At 65.4% G+C, this 21,701-nt stretch carries 21 protein-coding genes; 11 read left to right on the top strand and 10 right to left on the bottom strand.

The window, feature by feature from the left end:
• The first annotated feature begins 27 nt into the window (after nt 1-27).
• The gene (locus tag K323_RS0114950; RefSeq protein WP_022886085.1) at nt 28-1,353 is read left to right on the top strand and encodes a DUF4032 domain-containing protein; all 1,326 of its coding nucleotides are present in this window, start codon (nt 28-30) and stop codon (nt 1,351-1,353) included.
• Between the two features lie 28 nt (nt 1,354-1,381).
• Here the strand turns inward: K323_RS0114950 and rlmB are convergent, their stop codons facing one another.
• The 4 genes from rlmB to K323_RS0114930 all read right to left on the bottom strand — a co-directional run bounded on the left by rlmB (nt 1,382) and on the right by K323_RS0114930 (nt 5,723).
• Nucleotides 1,382-2,467, bottom strand: coding sequence for a 23S rRNA (guanosine(2251)-2'-O)-methyltransferase RlmB (gene rlmB / locus K323_RS0114945; RefSeq protein ID WP_022886084.1), 1,086 nt, complete (start codon nt 2,465-2,467; stop codon nt 1,382-1,384).
• Nucleotides 2,467-3,900: a cysteine--tRNA ligase gene (cysS, locus tag K323_RS0114940; protein ID WP_022886083.1), complete on the bottom strand. Its 1,434-nt coding sequence runs from the start codon at nt 3,898-3,900 to the stop codon at nt 2,467-2,469. The genes rlmB and cysS overlap by 1 nt, the downstream gene beginning before the upstream one ends.
• Entirely contained in the window at nt 3,897-5,135 is a 1,239-nt protein-coding gene (gene ispD, locus K323_RS26390) for a 2-C-methyl-D-erythritol 4-phosphate cytidylyltransferase (RefSeq protein WP_022886082.1), read from the bottom strand. Before ispD ends, cysS begins: the two co-directional genes overlap by 4 nt.
• A 105-nt stretch (nt 5,136-5,240) precedes the next feature.
• Nucleotides 5,241-5,723, bottom strand: coding sequence for a CarD family transcriptional regulator (locus tag K323_RS0114930; RefSeq protein WP_022886081.1), 483 nt, complete (start codon nt 5,721-5,723; stop codon nt 5,241-5,243).
• A gap of 198 nt (nt 5,724-5,921) precedes the next feature.
• Between K323_RS0114930 and K323_RS0114925 the strand changes: the two genes are divergently transcribed.
• A complete protein-coding gene (locus K323_RS0114925; protein ID WP_022886080.1) occupies nt 5,922-6,413 on the top strand; it encodes a hypothetical protein in 492 nt (163 codons plus the stop codon).
• A gap of 43 nt (nt 6,414-6,456) precedes the next feature.
• Here K323_RS0114925 and K323_RS0114920 read toward each other — a convergent pair whose 3' ends face one another.
• Nucleotides 6,457-7,137: a response regulator transcription factor gene (locus K323_RS0114920; protein ID WP_022886079.1), complete on the bottom strand. Its 681-nt coding sequence runs from the start codon at nt 7,135-7,137 to the stop codon at nt 6,457-6,459.
• The gene (locus K323_RS26385; RefSeq protein ID WP_022886078.1) at nt 7,134-8,345 is read right to left on the bottom strand and encodes a sensor histidine kinase; all 1,212 of its coding nucleotides are present in this window, start codon (nt 8,343-8,345) and stop codon (nt 7,134-7,136) included. Before K323_RS26385 ends, K323_RS0114920 begins: the two co-directional genes overlap by 4 nt.
• A gap of 174 nt (nt 8,346-8,519) precedes the next feature.
• Between K323_RS26385 and phoU the strand changes: the two genes are divergently transcribed.
• On the top strand, nt 8,520-9,176 hold the full coding sequence (gene phoU / locus K323_RS0114910; RefSeq protein ID WP_022886077.1) for a phosphate signaling complex protein PhoU: 657 nt from the start codon (nt 8,520-8,522) through the stop codon (nt 9,174-9,176).
• Between the two features lie 226 nt (nt 9,177-9,402).
• On the opposite strand, the gene K323_RS0114905 is transcribed toward phoU, so the two are convergent.
• The 4 genes from K323_RS0114905 to K323_RS0114885 all read right to left on the bottom strand — a co-directional run bounded on the left by K323_RS0114905 (nt 9,403) and on the right by K323_RS0114885 (nt 12,585).
• Nucleotides 9,403-10,155 carry a phosphoglyceromutase gene (locus tag K323_RS0114905; protein ID WP_022886076.1) on the bottom strand — a complete coding sequence of 251 codons (753 nt, stop codon included), beginning with the start codon at nt 10,153-10,155 and terminating at the stop codon, nt 9,403-9,405.
• Between the two features lie 61 nt (nt 10,156-10,216).
• Nucleotides 10,217-11,458 carry a CAF17-like 4Fe-4S cluster assembly/insertion protein YgfZ gene (gene ygfZ, locus K323_RS26380; protein WP_022886075.1) on the bottom strand — a complete coding sequence of 414 codons (1,242 nt, stop codon included), beginning with the start codon at nt 11,456-11,458 and terminating at the stop codon, nt 10,217-10,219.
• A gap of 4 nt (nt 11,459-11,462) precedes the next feature.
• Nucleotides 11,463-12,092, bottom strand: coding sequence for a heme-binding beta-barrel domain-containing protein (locus K323_RS0114895; RefSeq protein ID WP_022886074.1), 630 nt, complete (start codon nt 12,090-12,092; stop codon nt 11,463-11,465).
• Between the two features lie 229 nt (nt 12,093-12,321).
• The gene (locus tag K323_RS0114885; protein WP_022886072.1) at nt 12,322-12,585 is read right to left on the bottom strand and encodes a hypothetical protein; all 264 of its coding nucleotides are present in this window, start codon (nt 12,583-12,585) and stop codon (nt 12,322-12,324) included.
• A gap of 73 nt (nt 12,586-12,658) precedes the next feature.
• Between K323_RS0114885 and K323_RS0114880 the strand changes: the two genes are divergently transcribed.
• The 8 genes from K323_RS0114880 (at nt 12,659) to pstB (ending at nt 21,693) form a co-directional block, all read left to right on the top strand.
• Entirely contained in the window at nt 12,659-13,351 is a 693-nt protein-coding gene (locus tag K323_RS0114880; RefSeq protein ID WP_026851693.1) for a winged helix-turn-helix transcriptional regulator, read from the top strand.
• Complete coding sequence (gene mshD, locus K323_RS26375; RefSeq protein ID WP_245570997.1) at nt 13,326-14,243, top strand: mycothiol synthase; 918 nt, start codon at nt 13,326-13,328, stop codon at nt 14,241-14,243. The genes K323_RS0114880 and mshD overlap by 26 nt, the downstream gene beginning before the upstream one ends.
• 56 nt (nt 14,244-14,299) lie before the next feature.
• Nucleotides 14,300-16,477 (top strand): RNA degradosome polyphosphate kinase, encoded by a 2,178-nt coding sequence (locus K323_RS0114870; protein ID WP_022886069.1) that lies wholly within the window; start codon nt 14,300-14,302, stop codon nt 16,475-16,477.
• Nucleotides 16,474-17,412: an NUDIX hydrolase gene (locus K323_RS0114865; protein ID WP_022886068.1), complete on the top strand. Its 939-nt coding sequence runs from the start codon at nt 16,474-16,476 to the stop codon at nt 17,410-17,412. Before K323_RS0114870 ends, K323_RS0114865 begins: the two co-directional genes overlap by 4 nt.
• 167 nt (nt 17,413-17,579) lie before the next feature.
• Nucleotides 17,580-18,671, top strand: a complete 1,092-nt coding sequence (locus tag K323_RS0114860) for a phosphate ABC transporter substrate-binding protein PstS (RefSeq protein WP_022886067.1) — start codon at nt 17,580-17,582, stop codon at nt 18,669-18,671.
• Between the two features lie 136 nt (nt 18,672-18,807).
• On the top strand, nt 18,808-19,767 hold the full coding sequence (pstC, locus tag K323_RS0114855; RefSeq protein ID WP_022886066.1) for a phosphate ABC transporter permease subunit PstC: 960 nt from the start codon (nt 18,808-18,810) through the stop codon (nt 19,765-19,767).
• A complete protein-coding gene (pstA, locus tag K323_RS0114850; RefSeq protein WP_022886065.1) occupies nt 19,767-20,849 on the top strand; it encodes a phosphate ABC transporter permease PstA in 1,083 nt (360 codons plus the stop codon). The genes pstC and pstA overlap by 1 nt, the downstream gene beginning before the upstream one ends.
• Before the next feature lie 64 nt (nt 20,850-20,913).
• Nucleotides 20,914-21,693, top strand: a complete 780-nt coding sequence (gene pstB / locus K323_RS0114845) for a phosphate ABC transporter ATP-binding protein PstB (protein ID WP_022886064.1) — start codon at nt 20,914-20,916, stop codon at nt 21,691-21,693.
• The last annotated feature ends 8 nt before the right edge of the window (nt 21,694-21,701 follow it).

Raw genomic sequence — 21,701 nt, 5'->3', positions numbered from 1 at the left:
CGGCGCGGGCCGCACTAGGCTCGAAGGATGAGCGGATCCCTCAACATCACATCGGCCACGGCCGACCCCGCCCTGCTCGACCTGCCCTGGCACCTGCCGCTCGACGCCTGGCCCAACGAGAACATCGCCGCGCTCCCCAAGGGCATCTCCCGGCACCTGGTGCGTTTTGCGCATCTGAGCGGTCGCGTGGTCGCCATCAAGGAGACCACGAGCGAAATGGCCAAGCGCGAATACGAGATGCTCCGCACCCTGCAGGGTCTTGAAATCCCCTGCGTCGAGCCACTGGCCGTCATCACCAACCGGTCGGATGTCGACGGCGAACCCCTGAACTCGGTGCTGGTCACCCGGCACCTCAAGTTCTCACTCCCCTACCGCGCGCTGTACTCGCAGACGCTGCGTCCAGACACCGCCACCCGCCTGGTCGACGCCCTGGCCGCGCTTCTCGTGCGCGTGCACATGGTGGGACTGTTCTGGGGCGACGTCTCACTCTCCAACACCCTGTTTCGGCGTGACGCAGGCGCTTTCGCCGCCTACCTCGTCGACGCAGAGACCGGCCAGCTCTACACGGGCGGGCTCTCCAACGGCCAGCGCGAGAACGACCTCGAGATCGCCAGGGTCAACATCGCCGGCGAACTCATGGACCTTGAGGCCGGCGGACGCGTTGCGGACGAACTCGACCCGATCAACGTCAGCAACGGCATCGTCGCCGCCTACCGGCTGCTCTGGAAGGAACTCACCGGCTCGGAGTCGTTCTCGAGCAACGAGCGCTGGCGCATCACCGAACGCGTCGAGCGGCTGAACGATCTCGGTTTCGACATCGAAGAACTCACGATCAAGACGGATGAGACCGGCACGACCGTGCGCATCCAGCCGAAGGTCGTCGACGCCGGGCACCACCAGCGGCGGCTCCTGCGCCTCACCGGACTCGACGCAGAGGAGAACCAGGCCAGGCGGCTGCTCAACGACCTCGACTCCTACCGGGCGTCATACGGCGGGGAAGACGCCGATGAGGAGATGTTGGCGCACGAGTGGCTGGTGCGCGTGTTCGAGCCGGTCGTGCGCGCGATACCGCGTGACCTGAAGGGCAAGCTGGAGCCGGCCGAGGTGTTCCACCAGTTGCTCGACCACCGGTGGTTCATGGCGCAGAACCAGGGGCACGACGTTCCCCTTGCCGAGGCCGTCACGTCGTACGTTCAGGATGTCCTGCGTCACCGCCGCGATGAAGCCACCGTCATCGATCCGCCGACCGGTTCACTCACCATGCCGATCCCGGTGGTGTCAGGCACCAGCGGCGAACCCGACCCTGCTGCCGATCCAACGTCAGACGACGAGGACTGGCGTCTCAAGGTCTGACGCCGGCCCTCGCCCGCCGAGCCGTGACTTACTTGGCGGCGGCGTGCTCTGTGCGCAGGCGCGACACCTCGTAGAGGGTCACGCTCGCGGCGATGCCGGCGTTCAGCGACTCGGTGGCAGAACTGATTGGAATCGAGACGATCGCGTCGCAGGTTTCCGTGACCAGCCTCGAGAGCCCCTTGCCCTCACTGCCGACCACAATGACGATCGGCCGGTCTGCGAGCTCAAGACCCGGCAGCGACACGTCTCCGCCGCCATCGAGACCCAACACGAACACACCGCGTTCCTTCAGCGCCTTGAGCGTCTGAGTCAGGTTCGACGCCATCGCCACTGGTGTGCGGGCCGCAGCACCGGCCGAAGTCTTCCACGCCGACGCCGTGACACCGACAGAACGACGCTGCGGCACGATGACACCGTGCCCGCCGAACGCCGCCGTCGAACGGATGATCGCACCGAGGTTGCGAGGATCGGTGATGCCGTCGAGCGCCACGAACAGCGGCTTGTGCCCCCGACTGAAGGTCAGGTCGAGAAGCTCGATCGGGTGCGCATACTCGTATGCAGGCACCTTGAGCGCCAGCCCCTGGTGCACGGCGTCGCGGCCGGCCAGCCGATCGAGCTCAGGCCGCATCACTTCGAGAATCGGGATGTTGCGGTTGTTGGCCAGGGTGAGCACTTCTTTGACCCGCTCGTCCATCTCGATGCGGGTGGCAATGTAGAGCGTCGAAGCCGGGATCTTGGCCCGAAGCGCCTCAAGGACCGAATTGCGGCCGGTGACGACTTCATGTTCGTCGATCTGCTTCGCCTTGCGCGTGGACGACCCTCCGCCACCGGTATTGCCGGTGCCACGCGAGCCCGCACGGGAACCGCCGCGCGGCGCGCCCTGGCCGTCGTCCCGTGACGCGCCGGCAGCGCGCTTGCCGCCACCGCCTGCAGCAGCGTAACGCTCCTGTGCCGCCTTGCGCTTACCGGCGGGATGGTACGGACGGTCCTCGGCCTTCGGGGTCGGCTTCTTGCCTTCCAGCGCCTGCCTGCCCTGCCCGCCTGAACCGACCTGCGGACCCTTTCTTCCCTTGCGCACTGCCCCTGCGCGGGGCTTTCCGCCTGTGTTCTTCATCAGTCAAAACTCCAATGGGCACCCGTTGGGGTGTCTTCGATAGTGATTCCGGCGGCGACGAATTCGTCCCGGATCCGGTCAGCAGCCGCATAGTCGCGATTCTGCCTGGCTGTTTCGCGATCGTCGAGCAGACGCTCTACGAGTGCGGAGAGTGCCACCATGGCCGGCTCATCCGTTGCCACCGCCCACTCCGGCGACAACGGGTTGATGCCGAGCACCTCGCTCATCGCGAGAACCTGCCCCCGAGCGGATGCCGCAGCGTGCAGGTCTTCAGAGTCGAGCGCCGCGTTGCCGGCGCGCACAGTGTCGTGCAGAACACCCAGCGCCTGCGGAACGGCGAGGTCGTCATCCATCGCCTCTGCGAACTCCTCCGGAACAACTTCGACACCGGAGCCGGCGAACCGGGTTCCGGCCAGGCGCCGGTCTGCGCGGTCGAGAAAACTCTCGATCCGCTCCAGAGCCGCTTCGGCTTCGGTCAGCGACCCCTCATGGAAATCGAGTGTCGACCGGTAGTGCGCAGCACCGAGGTAATAACGCACCACGATCGCCCTGGCCGCATCGAGCAGTTCCGCTGCATAGATCGAGTTGCCGAGCGACTTCGACATCTTCTGCCCGTTGACGTTGACCAGCCCGTTGTGCACCCAGTAATTGGCGAACGGATCGCCGGCACCGTTCGACTGGGCCAGCTCGTTCTCATGGTGCGGGAAGCGCAGGTCGAGACCTCCACCGTGGATGTCGAACTGCGACCCCAGGTATCGCGTCGCCATGGCGGAGCACTCGATATGCCAGCCCGGCCGGCCATCGCCCCACGGCGACGGCCAGGCAGCGGATGCCGGCTCTCGGTCCTTGTGCCCCTTCCAGAGGGCGAAGTCGCGGGGGTCACGCTTTCCGCGAGGGTCGGCATCTGCCGCTGCCTCCATGTTGCCCGGGCTCTGCCTGGTGAGCTCGCCGTAGGCCGGCCAGCTCGCGGTGTCGAAGTACACGTCACCAGAACCGTCTGCCGCAGGGTAGGCGTGGCCGTTCGCGATCAAGCGGGCGATGATGTCCTGCATCTGCTGGATGCTCGCCGTCGCCCGAGGCTCATAGGTCGGCGCGAGGATGCCGAGTCGCTGGTAGCCCGCAGTGAACTCGAGTTCGTAACGGTAGGCCAGCGCCCACCATTCCTCGGTGGTGCCTTCGGCAGACTCTGATTCCGAGGCGTTGGCCAGGATCTTGTCGTCGATGTCGGTGACATTGCGAATGAAGGTGACGACGTTTCCGCGGTAAGCGAGCCAGCGGCGCAGCTGATCGTAGACCAAAGCGCTCCGCAGGTGGCCGATGTGCGGCGAAGACTGCACGGTCGGGCCGCACACGTAGATGCCGACCTTCCCTGGTTCGATGGGGCTGAAGTCCCGAAGCGTCTGGGCCTTGGAGTCGTAGAGTCGCACGGTCACGCCTCCCAGTTTAGGCGGGCGCCGCCGCCGGTTACGGGAACGAGCAGTGCGGTCGCCAGTGCCGCAACACCCTCGCCGCGCCCGGTAAAGCCGAGCGCATCCGTCGTCGTCGCCGACAGCGAGACCGGGGCGTTCAGGATGCTGCTGAGCAACGCCTCGGCCTCGGCCCGCCGTGGGGCCAGCTTCGGCCGGTTGCCCACCAGTTGTACAGACACATTCCCGATCCGGAATCCGGCGTCGGTCACCAGGCGCAGCGCCTCTGACAGGAAGACCTCGCCGTGTGCATCCGCGAACCGGCCATCACTCGTTCCGAACACCCCGCCGATGTCGCCGAGACCCGCCGCCGCCAGCAGCGCGTCGCAGATCGCGTGGCTGACCGCGTCTCCGTCACTGTGCCCTGAGAGCCCTCGCTCGCCGGGCCAGTGCAGGCCGGCAAGCCAGAGCGGCGAGGAGTCGTCGAAGGCGTGCACGTCGACGCCCATGCCGACGCGGGGAGTGATCCCGGCCGCCTGGGGAGCCACCGGCTGTTCACCCAGCAGCAGCTGGGCCCTTCGAAGGTCCCACGGTGTCGTGATCTTGAAAGCGAGCTGGTCACCGGCGACCACGCTCACCCGATGACCGGCGGATGCGACGATTGCCGCATCATCCGTCGCGTCGTCGCGCGCCTGGGCCGTGGCGCCGACCAGCATGTCACGCGGAAAGCCCTGTGGTGTCTGCACCGCGGCGAGCTGGGAGCGATCAACCGTGCCCAGGATGCCGCCGTCTGCATCGACGCTCTTGATCGTGTCGACGACCGGCAGGCCTGGGATGATCCCCTGCCCGGTTGCACGCACAGCGTCAACGACCGAATCGAAGAGAGCGGCCGGAGTCAGCGCCCTGGCTGCATCGTGCACCAGCACGATACGGATGCCGGGGAGGAGCGCTTCCAGCCCGCGCCTGACCGACTCTGAGCGGCTGCTTCCCCCCGCAACAACCTGCATGGGAGCGGCCGAGACGGATGACGCGACGCCCACAACGGATTCGCAGATGGAACGCGCATCGGCCAGCTTCGATTCCGGCGCGACAACGATGACCTGCGCCGGCTCCCGCATGCCGAAGACGCCGCGAAGCGCCCACTCGAGCATCGGACGCGCACTGATCGGCACAAATGCCTTCGGTTCGTCGTTGCCCAGGCGAGTTCCACTGCCTGCGGCGACAACAACGACTGCGACCAGCGGCGCGGGTGAATCAGTCATGTCAGGAGGCTATCTGCCCGAAGGCGATTGGGAACGGGGCAAAACACTGGAACGGAATGCGAAAGGCGACGCCTCTCGGCGCCGCCTTCCAACGAAAGGGAGGGATTATGAGGCAAGAACCTCGTCGAGAACGCTGGACGCCTTCTCTTCATCGGTCTTCTCCGCTAGTGCGAGTTCGGAGATCAGGATCTGCCTGGCCTTGGCCAGCATCCGCTTCTCGCCCGCCGACAGTCCGCGGTCCTGGTCGCGGCGCCACAGGTCACGCACGACCTCAGACACTTTGATGACATCGCCTGACGCCAGCTTCTCGAGGTTGGCCTTGTAGCGGCGGGACCAGTTCGTGGGTTCTTCGGTGAACGGTGCGCGCAGCACCTCGAAAACCTTGTCGAGACCTTCCTGGCCGATGACGTCGCGTACGCCGACCAGGTCGACGTTCTCGGCTGGAACCTCGATGGTGAGATCGCCCTGGGTGACATTCAGCTTGAGATACAGCTTCTCTTCGCCCTTGATGATCCGCTTCTTCACCTCGGTGATCGTCGCCGCTCCGTGGTGGGGATAGACAACCGTTTCGCCAACCTCGAACAGCATGTAGAAATATCCCTTCAGCAGCGTCTAGGATACCACAGCGACCAGTGGTAGAGTGCGCCGTGCCTCCCGCGTGCGGTGGCGACGATAGGCTAAACTCGAAGCGAATTTCGCAGCGTCTCAAGCCGACTGGTCACGCCGACCGGTTCCGCCGGACGGCCCATGCCGACAGGCAGGACGCTGAACCGTTGTGGAGGTCTTGTGAGGACGCGTATCGCGGCCATCGTCGTAGTTGCGGCTGGCATTGTGCTCGGAACGAGTGGGTGCAATCTGCTGGCACCCCAGGCCACCAGTCTTCACTACGACGCCAGCGACGGGGTGAACGGCAGTGTCGGCGACGTCGACGTTCGGAACGCCGTTTTGGTCTCCAACGACGACGGTGACGCAAACCTCATCGTGACCTTCGTCAACACCGGCGATTCCGCTCACAATCTGAACGTGCAGTACACGGCAGAAGGCGAGAAAATCGACCAGTCGTTCAATGTGAAGGCGAACTCGAGTATCACGCTCGGAACGGACGACGCACCGTCGGTCATCGTCGAAGCCGAGGCCGCCGTTGCCGGGTCGCTGTTCCCGGTCTATTTCCAGTACGGCAACGAGACCGGCCTCGAACTGCTCGTTCCGGTGCTCGACGGCACCCTGGCCGAGTACTCGACCCTGGTGCCGACGGCACCGCCGACACCCGCCGGCTAAGGCACCAGGCGCGTGCAGTGCGCGCTATTCGGAGCGCGCAGCGTCAGGCCTCGAAGCGGTAGCCGAGACCTCGCACGGTCACCAGCATCGTCGGCTCTGACGAGGTCTCCTCGATGCGCGACCTGATGCGTTTGATGTGCACGTCGAGGGTCTTGGTGTCGCCGAAGTAATCGGTTCCCCACACCCTGTCGATCAGCTGACCGCGCGTGAGAACACGCCCGGCATTGCGCATCAGCAACTCGAGGAGTTCGAATTCCTTGAGCGGCATTGGCACCTCAGTACCGTTCACTGCCACCGTGTGTCGCTCGATGTCCATCCGCACGGTGCCGGCCGTGAGCACACCGTCGTCTTCGTTGTCCTGTTCGATCTGCCTGCGCATGACGGCACGGATGCGCGCGAGCAGTTCCCTGGACGAGTACGGCTTGGTGACGTAGTCGTCAGCACCGAGCTCGAGCCCGACGACGATGTCCACTTCGGAGTCCTTCGCCGTCAGCATGATGATCGGCACCGACGATCGGGTACGGATCTCGCGACAGACCTCGGTTCCAGGGATGCCAGGCAGCATCAGGTCGAGCAGGATGAGATCGGCGCCGAGGCGGTCGAATTCAGCGAGGGCCGTCGGGCCATCGGCCGCGATTGTCACCTCGTAGCCTTCCCGTTCGAGCAGGTAGCTGAGCGGCTCGCTCAGTGCGCTCTCGTCTTCAACCAGAAGGATGTGGGTCACGGGGCTACTCCTGTCGCCGATGCCGATGAGGCGTCGGTGTCGGTGTTGATGCTGGTGTCGGGCGCCGTGGTCGAGTCGATCACGGCGCTGCTGGCTTCGGGAAGGCGGATGGTGAAAGTGGAACCGCGACCGGGCTGCGACCAGGCACGGATGTCGCCTCCGTGGTTTTGCACCACGTGCTTGACGATCGAGAGACCGAGGCCAGTGCCACCCGTGTTGCGTGCCCTGGCCTGGTCGACGCGGAAGAATCGCTCGAAGACGCGCTCGAGATCGCCCTCTGGAATGCCGACGCCCTGGTCGGTGACGGCGATCTCCACCGTTCCGTCCTGGCGTCGCACCCCGATGCCGACCCTGGTGCCGTTCTCGGAGTACGCGACAGCGTTGGCAACGAGGTTGTGCACGGCCATCACCAGCATCCGTTCGTCGCCAAACACCTCGGCACCGGACTTCTTGCCCTGCACGATGGTGATGCCGTCGGCGTCTGCGACAACCCTGCTCGCGTCGGCTGCCTGCCGCACCACCGTATCGATGTCGATGCGTTCTGGCTTGTCGAGTGCGTCCTGCGCCTGCAGGCGGGAGAGCTCGATGATCTCCTGGGTCAGCCTGGCCAGCCGTTCGGACTCGGTCGTGAGCCGGTTGGCGAACCGGCGCACCTGTACCGGTTCATCCGCTGCCGTCTCGAGCGCTTCAGCCAGCAGGCTGATCGACGCGATCGGGGTCTTGAGTTCGTGGCTGATGTTGGCAACGAAGTCGCGCCGCACTTCCTCCAGCCGGAAGGCCTCTGTGCGATCCTCGGCGAGCAGCAGCACATACCGGGTTCCGAGACGCGCCAGGCGCAGGCTGAGGTGCAGGGAGGCGTCACCGAACGGACCGCGGGCGAGGACCAACTCCTCGGTGATGGTGTCGCCTGTTCGGCGCACGCGTCCGGCCAGCTCCAGCAGTTCCTCGTGCACGATCTGCTGGTTCCAGACCAGCCCCATCGACAACGCGCCCGGCGATGCCTTGATGACATTGTTCGAGGGGTCGATGACGATGCCCGCCGATTCCAGCGCATCAAGAACCTGGTCAATCCCGTCTGGGACCGCCGGATTGACAACATCCCTGGCATGCTGGCCGTGTCGGGCGGCAACATAGAGAAGGGTCACGAAGCCCGCGCCGACTCCCAGCCCGAGGGCCAGTGAGACCAACACCAGCCAGGTTGACTCCATTCACCCAGATTACTGACTCTTGCACGCGGCCACCGCCCCGGACTACCCCCAGGCCGTCGACTTCAGTTAGTGTTCAAGACCGCGGCACCTGCCGTTAACCTTCCCTGACCATGATGATCGGGGGCCAGGAGGGTCTCGCGTGCCCGCGATCGCCAGCGGACAGGAAGGACCGACATGCGTGAAGTATTTCAACAAGAACTCGCCGAGGTGCAGGAGCGCCTCGTCGAGATCGCCGGCATGGTTGCCGTATCGATCGAGAAGGCGACCAGCGCATTCAATGAGTCCGACGTGAGTCTCGCCGAGGAAGTCATCGCGGATGACCCGAAAATCGACGCGCTCACTGTCGAACTCGACGAATTGGCCATCACCATCCTCGCTCGTCAGCAGCCGGTGGCGCGCGACCTGCGCATCGTGGTCAGCGCACTGCGCATCAGCGCCTCCCTGGAGCGGATGGGCGACATGTCGACCCACATCGCACAGTTGGCCAGGTACCGGTTCCCCGACAAGGTGATCCCGAAGAGCCTGCGCCCGACCTTCCGGGAGATGGGCCGGCTCGACGTCGAGATCGCCAAGATGCTGACGGAGCTGCTGACGTCGGAAGACATGAAGCTTGCCGACACCATCCGCAACGAAGATGACAAGATCGACGCGCTGCACCTCAGCGTCTTCGACGCTGTTCTCGGTGAGACGTGGAAGGGACAGGCGTCAGATACCGTCGACGCCACCCTGGCCAGCCGCTACCACGAGCGCTTTGCCGACCACGCGGTGTCGATCGCCAAGAAGGTGCAGTACCTCGGCACCGGCGACTGGCACCCCGGCCTCAGTTCGTAAGCCGCATCACTTCTCGGCCGCATGGCTTCTTGGCCGCATCACTTCTCGGCCGCATGGCTTCTTAGCCGCATCGCGCCGAGAATCGCCCGTGACGCCGAGAATCGCCGATGCACCGGCGATTCTCGGCGCAAACGGTGATTCTCGACGCGCGCGGTGCTGAAGCGGGCGGTGCTGACGCGTGCGGCGTCGAAGCGAGCGGCGCCGAAGCGAGCGACCGACTGGCCGGCTACTTCTTGGCGCCCTGGGCCGCGACGGCGGCAGCACCGGCGGCCGCGGCCTCAGGGTCGAGGTACTTGCCTGGCTCCAGCGGCATGAAATCATCGCCCAGCGTGTAGACGAGCGGAATACCGGTCGGAATGTTGAGCTCGGCGATGGCGTCGTCCGAGATGCCGTCGAGGTGCTTGACCAGCGCCCGCAGCGAGTTGCCGTGGGCGGTGACGAGCACGGTCTTGCCCGCCTTCAGGTCGTCGGTGATATCGGTCTCCCAGTAGGGCAGCATCCGTTCGATCACGTCTTTCAGGCACTCGGTGCGCGGAACCGCATCGCCCAGGTCGGCGTAGCGCGGATCACCGACCTGTGACCACTTGGCGTCGGCGTCGAGTACGGGAGGCGGCACGTCGAATGAACGTCGCCACAACCGGAACTGCTCAGGGCCGTACTTCTCGAGCGTCTCCGCCTTGTCGAGCCCCTGCAGCGCACCGTAGTGGCGTTCGTTGAGGCGCCAGGAGCGCTTCACGTCGATCCACAGGCGGTCGGCCTGCTCGAGGGCGAGGTCCGCCGTCTGGATGGCGCGGGTCAGCACCGACGTGTGCACGATGTCCGGCAGCAGGTTCGCTTCGAGAAGAAGATCTCCCGCCCGCTTTGCCTCGGTGACGCCCTGATCGCTCAGTCGCACATCCACCCATCCGGTGAAGAGGTTCTGCTGGTTCCAGAGGCTGTTTCCGTGGCGGAGAAGTATCAGTGTGTATGGCGCAGGCATGGCTCCCACTCTAGCGAATCCGACCCTGCGATTCGGGTTTCGCGTAGCCTGGCGCCTGGCGTCAGCCGCGCGGAATGCGCACGCCGAGGCGGGGCAGGCGGGGGATGTCGGCGACCGCTCCAGCGGACTGCGGAACGATCACTTCCTGGCTCGCCGGGATGTCGATCCCCTGTGACCGCACGTGCAGCGTGACGTCGGCCGGTATCGTGCGTTTGATCACGGCGAGCGCGATCGGCCCGAGCTCGTGGTGGATGCCGCTCGAGGTGATGGTGCCGACGGTGCGGCGCTCCGGCTCCGCGCCCGGCAGCACGCGGTCGCCCTGCACCTCGTCGCCGTGCACCGGCAACACCGATTCGGAGCCGTCGAGATGCAGGAGCACCAGCCGGCGCGGTGGGTGCCCGAGGTTGTGCACCTTCGCCACTGTCTCCTGCCCGCGGTAGCAGCCCTTGTCGAGATGCACGGCCGTGCGCAACCAGTCGAGCTCGTGTGGAATGCTCTTCGCATCGACCTCGGCCGCTGCCCGTGGTCGCCAGGCGGCGATGCGGAGGGCTTCGTAGGCGAGCAGACCGGCTGCGCCGACCGTTCCGGCGACAACGGATGCCCCGAGCGACTCAAGAGCGGAACGGGCCACGAGCGTCTCGCTCCAGTTCCACGACGCGCCTGGGTGTTCAGTGGTCTCCGCATACTGGAACCCGCCGCGGGTGACGCCCGACCACGGGTCACGCCAGACCAGCGGCACACCATTCGGCGCGGCGGGCTCCAGGCCAGGCACCGACTGCGTCTCGTGCCCGGCCGGCGTCTCGGGAACGAACGAGCCGACGGTCGCATAACTCGCGGTGTGGTCAACGACCTGCACCCGCAGCATGAAGCGCATCTTGTCGAGCCACGCGTGCAGGCCGGGCAGTTCCGCGGACTCCACGAGCAGCCACGTCTCTGTGCCGTCGTCGATCACGCGCATGGCGTATTCGAGGTGCCCCGCCTGGTCGAGCAACAGCATCTCGGTCGACTCACCCGGCTCCAGGCCCAGGAGCGCCTGGCTGGCGAGCGAGTTCAGCCAGCTGAGCCTGTCTGGTCCTGAAACACCGAGCACACCGTGGTGAGAGAGGTCGACGATGGCAACGCCTGCCAGCAATCGTCGCTGCTCCATCATGGGATTGCCGTAATGAGCAGCCACGCCGGCGTCAGCTCCTTCCGCCTCGACCGCCTGATCGACGCCGAGCAGCGGTGAACGCTCGAAGAAGACCGCCTCTCCTGGAGCGCCAGTGCCAGTCGTTGGCGTGCCAGGCGTTGCTTCGTCAGTCATATTCCTATTCAACTTTCGCGAGTCGGCCCGACGCATGGGTGCGCAGGTCCTGGCCGAGGGCGGCGATGTCCCACGCCCACAGCAGATGGTTGTCGACGAGTCCGTAGAGCCTGGTGGCCGCCGTATACGGCTTCGCGCCCTCGGTGCGCATGACGGCATCCGTTGCCAGGTCGATGCGCGGACCCTTCACCTGCCCGAGATACAGCTCGGCCACTCCACTCGGATGCACCAGCGACACCTCGATGTCGAAACCACCGTCACCGTTGCGCAAGGTCTCCACGGCTTCTGCACTGGTGAACGGATGATCTCCGATGCCAGGCAGCATGCCGGGGCCAGGGTCGCCGTCGCCCTGCTTGCGACTGAGCCGCCAGTAGCCGGTTTCGGTGACCAGCGGCATCCGTTCGCCTGCTGTGTCTGCATCTGTGGCGCTCGCGGCTGCCGGTTCCAGCCAGGTGTACGCACTGTAGGCCAGGTGCGGGAGCCCGTCGTGGCTGAAGCTCAGCCGCTGCCCGAATTGGCGGGAGACCGATTCATCGCCGACGGTGTAGTCGAGCACGCCGGTGCCTTCCCAAACCCCGATCAACCAGGAGAGTGGAACGAGTTCAGACGGGAGGCCAACCGGCAGGTCGATCATGGGTGACTACCGCTGCCCCCTGAACAGCTTGTACAGGACCACAACAGACACCCACGCGATCGACAGGCTCGCCAGGGCGAGCAGACCGAGAAAGAAGAGTTCGAGAGCAAGCGGCGACATGGCTACCATTCTATCGCCCGAGCCGTCGGGGCAGGTCGCGGCAGTTCGCCCACGCGGGCACGTCTGCAGAGGTCGGCCAGATCACATTGGCCAGATCACATCGGCCAGCTCACATCAGCCCGATCAGGGCGAAGACCCCGGTGGCGATCGCCAGCACAATGACGGTCCCGACGATGCTGGTGGTCATCCGGCTCACATAGCCTTCTTTGCGGCCGGTGCCGATCTGGATGCCGAGGGTTGCGATGGTGCAGGCCGCGAGGGTGAGCCCGATCCAGGCGATCTCCTGGCCGCGAGCGGAGAGCAATCCGATGATCACGGCGCAGGCGACGGCGAGCACCCACACGACGGCGATGCTTCTCCACTCCCAGGTCACTCCCCCATTGTGCCCTGACAATGGCATTCACGGCTCAGGCTAAGATAAGCGGCACGATATTTGGAGGATGCGCGTGGCGCAGTTGTTGATCCTTACCTCGGCAGTCGACAATGACGTTCTCCCCGCCCTGACGCTGCTTTCGCACAGCGCGCGGTTCATTCCCGCCCAACCGGAGCAGCTCATCGCAGCGCCCGACTCCGACCTGATCCTGGTCGACGCGCGCGCCAACCTCGCGGCGTCCAGATCCCTCTGCCAAATTCTGCGCACCACCGGCATCTCGGTTCCACTGCTCCTAGTGATCACCGAGGGCGGGCTCGCCGCGGTCAGTGCGGACTGGGGTGTCGACGACGTCATCCTCGAGACCGCGGGCCCGGCCGAAGTCGACGCACGCATCCGTCTCGCCGTCGGCCGGCTGCCGCGCGATGAACCGTCACCGACGATTCGCGCGGCGGGCGTCGTCATCGACGAGGGCAACTATTCGGCGAAGGTGCACGGCACACCGCTCGACCTGACCTACAAGGAGTTCGAACTCCTCCGCTTCCTCGCTGCACACCCGTCGCGCGTCTTCACCCGCGAACAGCTGCTCAGCGAGGTCTGGGGCTACGACTACTTCGGAGGCACCCGCACCGTCGACGTTCACGTGCGACGCCTGAGGGCAAAGCTTGGCGACCAGGAGTCACTCATCGGCACGGTGCGCAACGTGGGCTACCGGTTCAATATGTTCGAGGAGGATGGCGAACGTGTCGCTCACCCTCTCGAAAGCTGACCGAACGGATGCCGGCGCGGCGACCAGGTTCCAGGTCGTTCGCGGCACGTCACATGCTCACGACGGTTACCAGCCCTTCAACGAACAGGCGATACTCGACCTGAATGCCGGCCGCCGAAGCGCCGTGCTGATCGAGGTGGACGGCGGGGTTGTCGGCGCAGCGATCCTGGGGGGCGGCGAACTCGACCTGGTGATCGAGCCCCGCTCTCGGAGGCAGGGTTATGCCGGCGAGGCCCTGGTCGGGCTGCTCGCGGCCGAGCACACCGGACACTCCGAGCTCACCGCCTGGTCGCACGGCGACCACCCAGGAGCCCGCGCCCTTGCCAGCCGGTTCGGCTTCGAGGCGGTGCGCACCCTCCTGCAGCTGCGCCTCGGCCCGATACCGCCCGTCGGCGATATCGCCGCGCGGCCAGGGGCAGGTGCCGACTCCTTCAGCATCAGCACCTTCCGCCCGGGCGCGGACGACGCCGAATGGGTGGCACTGAACGCGCTCGTCTTCGCCCACCACCCTGAACAGGGGTCGATCACCGCAGGCGACCTGGGCGACCGGCAGGCCGAGCCGTGGTTCGACGCCGGCGATTTTCTGCTCGCGCGCGATGCATCCGGTCGTCTGGTCGGTTACAACTGGCTGAAGATCGAGCCGGGCGCGCCAGGCATCCCGGACGCCACAATCGCGGGCGAGATCTACGTGATCGGCATCCACCCGGATGCCGCAGGGCGCGGCCTTGGTCGCGTGCTGATGAACGCCGGCCTTGCCCGCCTGCGTGACCGTGGCGTCACCACCGCGACGCTCTATGTCGAAGCCGACAATGCCTCGGCCGTGCACCTGTACCGCTCGCTGGGCTTCACCGACCACACCGTTGATGTGCAGTACCGCCGGCCGCCGCATTAACCCGCCGTTAACCCAGAACCGGCGCACGGCGGCGACACAGGTGTCAAGATGGTCGGATGGACGGCGAAACACTCCAGGCAGGCATAGAACTCGGCAGCGACTTCGATGACGACTTCGACCCACTGTTCGGTGTTGACGACCCCGCGCTCCCCGGCGAGCGCTACCTCGACCGCGAACTGAGCTGGCTGGCGTTCAACCAGCGTGTACTCGAACTCGCGGAAGACCCGGCGGTGCCGGTGCTCGAGCGGGCCAACTTCCTCGCCATCTTCGCGAGCAACCTCGACGAATTCTTCATGGTGAGGGTCGCCGGGCTGAAGCGACGCATCCTCACCGGCCTGGCCGTACCGACCAATGTCGGTCGCGCCCCTGCCGAGGTGCTTTCCGACATCTCGCAGGCCGCCCACGTGCTGCAGGAACGCCACGCGCGGGCATTCCAGGATCTGGTACGGCCAGCCCTCGCCGACGCCGGTATCGACATCGTCGACTGGGACACCCTGAACGCCGAAGAACGTGAGTCCCTTCGCGACTACTTCGCCAAGCAGATCTTCCCGGTGTTGATGCCCCTCGCTGTCGACCCGGCACATCCGTTCCCCTACATCTCGGGACTGTCGCTGAACCTGGCAGTGCGCGTTCGCAACTCGAAGACCGGCAAGCAGGAGTTCGCTCGCCTGAAGGTTCCGCAGATGCTGCCGCGGGTTGTTCCCGTCGATCGCAGCGAGAGTGTCGAGAGCATCCGCTTCATCACTCTCGAAGACCTGATCGCCAACCACCTCGGTGATCTTTTTCCCGGCATGGAGATCCTCGAACATCACGTGTTTCGGGTCACGCGCAACGAAGACGTCGAGATCGAGGAAGACGAGACAGAGAACCTGATCAAGGCTCTCGAGAAAGAGCTGCTCCGCCGCCGATTCGGCCCTCCCATCCGCCTCGAGATCACCGAGGACATGGACGACGTCACTCTCGACCTGCTGGTGCGCGAACTCGACGTCACCGAGCAGGAGGTGTACCGCCTGCCCAGCCCCCTCGACCTCGGCGGGCTGTTCGACATCTCCCGCATCGACCGGCCAGACCTGCACTACCCGAAGCACGTTCCGACCACGGCGGTGCAGCTACTGCCGCCGGAGCCGAACTCCACGCCTGACATCTTCAAGGCCATCTCGCGTACAGACATCCTGCTGCACCATCCGTATGAGTCGTTCACCACCAGCGTGCAGGCGTTCCTCGAGCAGGCGGCTGCCGACCCGCACGTGCTCGCCATCAAGCAGACGCTGTACCGAACCTCGGGTGACAGCCCGATCGTCGAGGCGCTCATCGACGCCGCCGAATCGGGCAAGCAGGTGCTTGCCCTGGTCGAGATCAAGGCGCGCTTCGACGAGCAGGCCAACATCTCCTGGGCGCGAAAGCTGGAGAAAGCCGGCGTGCACGTCGTCTACGGACTGGTCGGACTGAAGACCCATTGCAAGCTCGCCCTCGTCGTGCGTAACGAGAAGGGCGTGCTGCGCCACTACAGCCACATCGGCACGGGCAACTACAACCCCAAGACCAGCCGCATCTACGAAGACCTCGGCCTGTTGACAGCGGATGACCAGGTCGGCAAAGACCTCACCCGCCTGTTCAACGAACTCTCCGGCTATGCCATCGAGAAGAAGTTCAAGCGACTGCTGGTGGCTCCCCTGCACCTGCGCAAGGGTCTGCTCAAGCGCATCTCCGATGAAGCGGTCAACGCCCTGGCCGGCAAACCGGCCGGCATCCGGATCAAGGTCAACTCGATGGTCGACGAGACCATCATCGACGCGCTCTATCGCGCCAGCCAGGCCGGTGTTCCCATCGACATCTGGGTGCGCGGCATCTGCAGCCTGCGGCCAGGGGTGCCTGGTCTCAGCGAGAACATCAGGGTGCGGTCGATTCTCGGTCGTTACCTCGAACACTCCCGCATCTTCTCGTTCGCGAACGACGGAGACCAGCAGGTGTTCATCGGCAGCGCAGACATGATGCACCGCAACCTCGATCGCCGCGTGGAAGCGCTGGTGAGACTGGTCGCGCCGGAACACCTGGTCGAGATCGACACCCTCTTCGACCGCGCAATGGACGAGCGCACCTCGTCATGGTGGCTCGACGGAGACGGAACCTGGACCCGCCACTCGCAGAATGATTCTGGCCAACTGCTCGATGACCTGCAGAATAGGCTCATGCAACAGATCGGAACCCGCAAGCGTACGGCGAGCCGCCGATGACAGACACGGCGGTCTACGCGGCCGGCGCCGTGTGCTGGCGCCTCATCGAGGGCAAGATGCACGTGCTGGTCATCCACCGCACCGTGCACGGTGACGTCACCATCCCCAAAGGCAAGGTGGACCCGGGAGAAACCCTCCCCCGTACCGCCGTGCGCGAGATCCGGGAAGAGACCGGGCTGGCCGTTGCGCTGGGCGTTCCACTCGGGGTTTCGAAGTACCCGCTGACGAACGGCAGGAACAAAATCGTGCACTACTGGGCTGCCGAGATCTCGCCTGAGGCCATACAGCGCTCGACGTTTCTCCCCAACAGGGAGGTCGCCGCACTCGAATGGGTCACCATCAAGAGGGCGCGCAGCTATCTCAGTTACCCGGCGGATGTCGAGATCATCGACGCGTTCTCTGGGCTGGTTGACAACGGAGTGACCAGCACGTTCGCCCTCATCGCATTCCGCCACGGCAAGGCGAAGCCTCCGAGCAGCTGGGACGGACCGGACCACACCCGTCCGCTCACCGAACGCGGCGTCAAGCAGGCCGCGAGCTCCGCAGACACGATCGCGGCGTGGCATCCGCGGCGCATCGTCACCAGCACGGCCACCCGCTGCGTCACGACCGTCGCACCGTTGGCCGCCATCACCGGCGTCGAGGTCAAGCGCACAGACGCCATCAGCCAGGACGCCTACGAGAGCGACACCGCGGATGTGCGTGCCATTGTGGGCAAGCGAGTGAAAGCCAGGAAGACTGCCGTGCTCTGCAGTCACGGACCTGTGCTTCCCGTGATCCTCCGGGAGATCGCACTGGCCACAGGGACCACCCTCGGCTCCTATGTTTCCCACGCCGCAGACCTCGAGACCGGCGGGTTCTCCGTCGTGCATCTCTCTGCCACCAACCCGAGCTCCGGCATCATCGCCATCGAGACCCACACCCCACGCGTCTGACGCTCGGATTGCCGGGGTCGCGACTTTGTCGAGAGCCGTTCACCTCCCGTTCACCGAACTGGGGGAATGTCGTTAACCGCCCGGCGTAGCGTCGCACGCAGGTCGGGCACCGAGGCAAACCACGTGGCCGACCTTTGTCCTGTCATCAACCCCTCGAAGGGATTCTTGTGAACTTCAAGCGTTTTGGCGCTCCCGTCGCCCTTGTGGCCGCGGCAGCGCTCGCCCTGACCGGCTGTGCAGCAAACGAAGCCGGCGGCGGTGCAACAGACGAGGCCGCTACCGGCCTGTCCGGCACTCTGGTCGGCGGCGGCGCATCGTCGCAGCAGGCGGCACAGGAGGCCTGGGTCGCCAGCTTCCAGACCGCGAACCCCGATGTGACCATCGAGTACGACCCCGCCGGTTCCGGCGCGGGCCGCGACACATTCATTGCCGGCGGCAGCAACTTCGCCGGTTCCGACCGTGCCTTCAAGGATGAGGAGATCGCCGGCGACTTCGCTTCCTGCGTCGCCGACACCGGAATCATCGAGATCCCGGCGTACATCTCCCCGATCGCGATCATCTTCAACCTTGAGGGCGTCGATTCCCTGAACCTCGACGCGGCCACCGTCGCCGGCATCTTCAGCGGAAAGATCACCACCTGGAACGACCCGGCGATCGCGTCGGCGAACCCGGATGCCACACTGCCGGCCACGCCGATCACCCCGGTGCACCGCGCTGACGACTCCGGCACCACGGAGAACTTCACCGACTACCTGCACGCAGCCGCTCCTGAGGCTTGGGTCGACGAGGCAGACGGCGTCTGGCCGCTCGAAGGCGGAGAAGCCGCACAGGGCACCTCCGGTGTTGTCGACACCGTGACCGGCGGAACCGGCACCATCGGTTACGCAGACGCATCCCGCGCCGGCGACCTCGGCACTGTGTCGATCAAGGTCGGCGACGAGTACGTCGAGTACTCGGCAGAAGCCGCAGCAGCCATCGTCGACGCCTCGCCGTTCGCCGAAGGCCGTACAGACGGTGACCTGGCCATCGAGCTCGACCGCACCTCGAGCGAAGCCGGCGTCTACCCGATCGTCCTGGTCAGCTACCTGATCGGTTGCAGCGAGTACCAGGACACCGAGGCCGGCGCGCTGGTCAAGGCTTACTTCAGCTCGATCATCAGCGAAGACGGCCAGGCCATCTCCGCCGAGGCAGCCGGCACCGCGCCGATTTCCTCCGACCTGTTCGACAAGGCATCGGCGGCCGTCGAGTCGATCAAGTAGCACCAACCCATTTGCCCGGCGCCGCCCCGCACATTGTGCGGGTGTGCGGCACCGGGCAAACTGGGGTCGTGACCCTCATTCCGGCCCCGCACCGCATCCCAACCCGACACCCAACCGTTCAGGGGACACCAGCCAGATGACACCATCAACGGCCTCATCCGTTCGGGAGCCCCGCGTAAAAGCGAAGCAGCGGCCAGGCGACCGAATCTTCGCCGGAAGCACCCTCACCGCCGGCACCCTGATCCTCGCGATGCTCGCGGCGGTCGCCGCGTTCCTGGTCATCCAGAGCATCCCAGCCGTGACCACCGATCCGGGCGAGATCCCCATCCTCGCCGGCGAGACGTTCTGGTCGTACGTTGCGCCACTGGTCTTCGGCACCCTCTGGTCTGCCGCACTCGCCCTCCTGATGGCCATCCCGGTCTCGATCGGCATCGCCCTCTTCATCTCGCACTACGCACCGAGGCGCCTCGCGCAGGGTCTCGGTTACGTCATCGACCTGCTCGCTGCCGTCCCGTCCGTGGTCTTCGGGCTCTGGGGCGCAAACGTGCTCGCACCAGCGGTGCAGCCGTTCTACTCCTGGCTTACCGAAACGATGGGCTGGTTCCCGTTGTTCGCACCGCCGGCATCCGGAACGGGCCGCACGATCCTCACCGCCTCGATCGTTCTCGCCGTCATGGTGCTGCCGATCATCACCGCCCTCAGCCGCGAGGTCTTCCTGCAGACACCGGTGCTTCATGAAGAGGCAGCGCTCGCACTCGGTGCAACCAAGTGGGAGATGATCCGCACCGCGGTACTCCCGTTCGGCCGCCCGGGTATCGTCTCGGCTTCGATGCTCGGACTCGGCCGCGCCCTCGGGGAGACCATGGCTGTCGCCATGGTGCTCTCGGCATCCGGGGGCATCAATTTTGCCCTCCTCACCTCGTCGAACCCCGGCACCATCGCTGCAAACATCGCATTGAGCTTCCCTGAGGCGTTCGGCACGAACGTCAACGTCCTCATCGCCACCGGGCTGCTGCTCTTCGCGATCACCCTCGTCGTGAACTCGATCGCGCGTTGGATCATCGCCCGTCGTAAAGAATTCTCGGGAGCGAACTGATGAGTCAGACCCTCACGGCGGCCCCCGTCGCCAACGCCTATTCGTCGGGGCGCCTCGGTCGACCGGTGCCGTGGATCGTCCTCGCCGCGTCCCTCGTGCTCGCCGCCGTCGTCTTCGGGCTGCTGCAGGCCAGCGACGGCGCCAAGGACTTCAACATCGTCGGCACCATTTTGGTCGGCATGATCATCTACGGTGTGGCCATCTATGTGATCTCCCTGCTGGTCGAGGGCGGCCGGCGGGCCAAGGACCGCCTGGTGACCGCTCTGGTGAGTGCGGCATTCGCCCTTGCCCTCCTTCCGCTGATCTCGTTGTTGTTCACGGTTGTCACCAACGGCACCGGCCGGTTCGACCTTGAGTTCTTCACGTTCTCGATGCGCAACATCGTCGGCGAGGGCGGTGGAGGCATCCATGCCATCATCGGCACCGTTCTGATGACGCTGACCGCTGCGGTGATCTCTGTGCCGATCGGGTTGCTCACCTCGATCTACCTCGTCGAATACGGTCGCGGCCCGCTGTCGAGGGCCATCACCTTCTTCGTCGACGTGATGACCGGCATCCCCTCGATCGTCGCCGGTCTGTTCGCCTACGCGGTCTTCGCCCTGATCTTCGGGCCAGGCGTTCGTCTCGGCATCGCCGGCGCGATCTCGCTGGCGGTGCTGATGATCCCCGTGGTCGTCCGCTCGTCTGAAGACATGCTGAAGCTCGTGCCGAACGAGTTGCGTGAGGCGGCATTCGCCCTCGGCGTGCCGAAGTGGCTGACCATCCTGAAGGTGGTGCTGCCGACGTCGATCGCCGGTATCACGACCGGTGTCATGCTGGCCATCGCTCGAGTGATCGGTGAGACGGCCCCGCTGCTGGTCGCCGCGGGCTTCACCAACAACCTCAACTACAACCTGTTCGAGGGGCGGATGCAGAGCCTCCCGGTCTTCGTCTACAACTCGTATATCAGCCAGGGCACAGATGCCCAGGCCTACCTCGACCGAGCGTGGGCCGGTGCGCTGACCCTCATCCTGATCGTGATGCTGCTCAACCTGCTCGCCAGAGTCGTCGCCAGGATCTTCGCCCCCAAGGCGGGCCGATGAGCATGAGCGCCGAGAAACGACGCCCAAAACACGTGCTGAGAATCGCTGAGAAATAAGGAAACCCGTGTCTAAACGAATCGAAGTCAACGACCTTGACGTCTACTACGGCAAGTTCAAGGCCGTCGAGGGCGTCACCCTCAGCATCGAACCGCGGAGCGTCACGGCCTTCATCGGCCCATCCGGCTGCGGCAAGTCGACATTCATCAGGACCCTCAACCGCATGCACGAGGTTATTCCTGGCGCGCATGTCGATGGCGAAGTGCTCATCGATGGCGACAACCTCTACGCCCCAGGCGTGGACCCGGTGCTCGTGCGCCGGCAGATCGGAATGGTCTTCCAGCGGCCGAACCCGTTCCCGACGATGTCGATCAGAGAGAACGTACTCGCCGGTGTCAAGCTGAACAACCGGCGCATCTCGCGCTCCGACGCAGACGATCTCGTGGAGGGGTCGCTGAAGGGCGCGAACCTCTGGAACGAGGTGCGCGACCGCCTCGACCGGCCGGGTTCCGGCCTCTCAGGAGGCCAGCAGCAGCGTCTCTGCATCGCCAGGGCGATCGCCGTGCAGCCGGACATCATTCTGATGGACGAGCCGTGCTCAGCCCTCGACCCGATCTCGACGCTGGCGATCGAAGACCTCATCGAGGAGATGAAGAAGGACTACACGATCGTCATCGTGACGCACAACATGCAGCAGGCTTCGCGCGTCTCCGATCGCACCGCGTTCTTCAACATCGCGGGCACCGGCAAGCCGGGCAAGCTCATCGAGTACGACGACACCACCACCATGTTCTCGAACCCGAGTGTGCAGGCCACGGAAGACTACGTCTCCGGCCGCTTCGGCTAATCGCTGCC

It is taken from the genome of Glaciibacter superstes DSM 21135, assembly GCF_000421145.1.
Lineage (GTDB): Bacteria > Actinomycetota > Actinomycetes > Actinomycetales > Microbacteriaceae > Cryobacterium > Cryobacterium superstes.
Note: the sequence above shows the minus strand (reverse complement) of the source record. Positions and strands in the feature narration are given on the sequence as shown.

Coding starts and splice junctions, on each gene's coding strand:
- ispD (WP_022886082.1), bottom strand. CDS start 5,135: ATGACTGATTCACCCGCGCCGCTGGTCGCAGTCGTTGTTGTCGCCGCA.
- K323_RS0114895 (WP_022886074.1), bottom strand. CDS start 12,092: ATGATCGACCTGCCGGTTGGCCTCCCGTCTGAACTCGTTCCACTCTCC.
- K323_RS26385 (WP_022886078.1), bottom strand. CDS start 8,345: ATGGAGTCAACCTGGCTGGTGTTGGTCTCACTGGCCCTCGGGCTGGGA.
- pstA (WP_022886065.1), top strand. CDS start 19,767: ATGAGTCAGACCCTCACGGCGGCCCCCGTCGCCAACGCCTATTCGTCG.
- K323_RS0114950 (WP_022886085.1), top strand. CDS start 28: ATGAGCGGATCCCTCAACATCACATCGGCCACGGCCGACCCCGCCCTG.
- K323_RS0114870 (WP_022886069.1), top strand. CDS start 14,300: ATGGACGGCGAAACACTCCAGGCAGGCATAGAACTCGGCAGCGACTTC.
- phoU (WP_022886077.1), top strand. CDS start 8,520: ATGCGTGAAGTATTTCAACAAGAACTCGCCGAGGTGCAGGAGCGCCTC.
- K323_RS0114865 (WP_022886068.1), top strand. CDS start 16,474: ATGACAGACACGGCGGTCTACGCGGCCGGCGCCGTGTGCTGGCGCCTC.
- rlmB (WP_022886084.1), bottom strand. CDS start 2,467: ATGAAGAACACAGGCGGAAAGCCCCGCGCAGGGGCAGTGCGCAAGGGA.
- pstC (WP_022886066.1), top strand. CDS start 18,808: ATGACACCATCAACGGCCTCATCCGTTCGGGAGCCCCGCGTAAAAGCG.
- K323_RS0114905 (WP_022886076.1), bottom strand. CDS start 10,155: ATGCCTGCGCCATACACACTGATACTTCTCCGCCACGGAAACAGCCTC.
- ygfZ (WP_022886075.1), bottom strand. CDS start 11,458: ATGACTGACGAAGCAACGCCTGGCACGCCAACGACTGGCACTGGCGCT.
- K323_RS0114930 (WP_022886081.1), bottom strand. CDS start 5,723: ATGCTGTTCGAGGTTGGCGAAACGGTTGTCTATCCCCACCACGGAGCG.